Here is a 2,470-nt window from a genome sequence, read left to right as displayed (position 1 = left end):
CAAGCCCTCGGCCTATTAGTACCGGTCACCTCCACCAGTTACCTGGCTTCCAGATCCGGCCTATCAACCCAGTCGTCTACTGGGAGCCTTACCCTCTCAAGGAGGTGGGAATACTCATCTCGAAGCAGGCTTCCCGCTTAGATGCTTTCAGCGGTTATCCCTCCCGAACGTAGCCAACCAGCCATGCCCTTGGCAGAACAACTGGCACACCAGAGGTTCGTCCGTCCCGGTCCTCTCGTACTAGGGACAGCCCTTCTCAATATTCCTACGCGCACAGCGGATAGGGACCGAACTGTCTCACGACGTTCTAAACCCAGCTCGCGTACCGCTTTAATGGGCGAACAGCCCAACCCTTGGGACCGACTCCAGCCCCAGGATGCGACGAGCCGACATCGAGGTGCCAAACCATCCCGTCGATATGGACTCTTGGGGAAGATCAGCCTGTTATCCCCGGGGTACCTTTTATCCGTTGAGCGACGGCGCTTCCACAAGCCACCGCCGGATCACTAGTCCCGACTTTCGTCCCTGCTCGACCCGTCGGTCTCACAGTCAAGCTCCCTTGTGCACTTACACTCAACACCTGATTGCCAACCAGGCTGAGGGAACCTTTGGGCGCCTCCGTTACTCTTTAGGAGGCAACCGCCCCAGTTAAACTACCCATCAGACACTGTCCCTGATCCGGATCACGGACCCAGGTTAGACATCCAGCACGACCAGACTGGTATTTCAACGACGACTCCACAAACACTGGCGTGCCTGCTTCACAGTCTCCCAGCTATCCTACACAAGCCGAACCGAACACCAATATCAAACTGTAGTAAAGGTCCCGGGGTCTTTCCGTCCTGCTGCGCGAAACGAGCATCTTTACTCGTAGTGCAATTTCACCGGGCCTATGGTTGAGACAGTCGAGAAGTCGTTACGCCATTCGTGCAGGTCGGAACTTACCCGACAAGGAATTTCGCTACCTTAGGATGGTTATAGTTACCACCGCCGTTTACTGGCGCTTAAGTTCTCAGCTTCGCCTGGACGAATCCAAGCTAACCGGTCCCCTTAACGTTCCAGCACCGGGCAGGCGTCAGTCCGTATACATCGCCTTACGGCTTCGCACGGACCTGTGTTTTTAGTAAACAGTCGCTTCTCGCTGGTCTCTGCGGCCACACCCAGCTCGAGGAGCAAGTCCTCTCACCAGACGTGGCCCCCCTTCTCCCGAAGTTACGGGGGCATTTTGCCGAGTTCCTTAACCATAGTTCACCCGAACGCCTCGGTATTCTCTACCTGACCACCTGAGTCGGTTTAGGGTACGGGCCGCCATGAAACTCGCTAGAGGCTTTTCTCGACAGCATAGGATCATCCACTTCACCACAATCGGCTCGGCATCAGGTCTCAGACTATGTGCCAGGCGGATTTACCTACCTGACGTCCTACACCCTTACCCCGGGACAACCACCGCCCGGGATGGACTACCTTCCTGCGTCACCCCATCACTCACCTACTAACCGCTTGGGCCGGCGGCTCCACCACTTTCCTTTCCCCGAAGGGTCCGGAACGGCTTCACGGCCTTAGCATCACGATGCTCGATGTTTGACGCTTCACAGCGGGTACCGGAATATCAACCGGTTATCCATCGACTACGCCTGTCGGCCTCGCCTTAGGTCCCGACTTACCCTGGGCAGATCAGCTTGACCCAGGAACCCTTAGTCAATCGGCGCAAACGTTTCTCACGTTTGTATCGCTACTCATGCCTGCATTCTCACTCGTCAACCGTCCACGACTACCTTCCAGTGCCGCTTCACCCGGCAGACGACGCTCCCCTACCCATCACAGCACCCGTTGGGGCTATACGCTGCAATGACACGACTTCGGCGGTACGCTTGAGCCCCGCTACATTGTCGGCGCGGAATCACTAGACCAGTGAGCTATTACGCACTCTTTCAAGGGTGGCTGCTTCTAAGCCAACCTCCTGGTTGTCTGTGCGACTCCACATCCTTTCCCACTTAGCGTACGCTTAGGGGCCTTAGTCGATGCTCTGGGCTGTTTCCCTCTCGACCATGGAGCTTATCCCCCACAGTCTCACTGCCGCGCTCTCACTTACCGGCATTCGGAGTTTGGCTAAGGTCAGTAACCCGGTAGGGCCCATCGCCTATCCAGTGCTCTACCTCCGGCAAGAAACACACGACGCTGCACCTAAATGCATTTCGGGGAGAACCAGCTATCACGGAGTTTGATTGGCCTTTCACCCCTAACCACAGGTCATCCCCCAGGTTTTCAACCCTGGTGGGTTCGGTCCTCCACGAAGTCTTACCTCCGCTTCAACCTGCCCATGGCTAGATCACTCCGCTTCGGGTCTTGAGCGTGCTACTAAAAACGCCCTATTCGGACTCGCTTTCGCTACGGCTTCCCCACCCGGGTTAACCTCGCAACACACCGCAAACTCGCAGGCTCATTCTTCAAAAGGCACGCAGTCACGAGA

General features: G+C 56.5%; 1 rRNA gene. It reads right to left on the bottom strand.

The features are described 5' to 3' along the window. Position 1: 1 nt before the first annotated feature. Positions 2-2,470: ribosomal RNA gene (locus tag AB0B40_RS38145) — 23S ribosomal RNA — on the bottom strand; the annotation flags it as partial.

The sequence above is a fragment of the Streptomyces sp. NPDC042638 genome (genome assembly GCF_040647235.1).
GTDB classification, from domain to species: domain Bacteria; phylum Actinomycetota; class Actinomycetes; order Streptomycetales; family Streptomycetaceae; genus Streptomyces; species Streptomyces rameus.
Note: the sequence above shows the minus strand (reverse complement) of the source record. Positions and strands in the feature narration are given on the sequence as shown.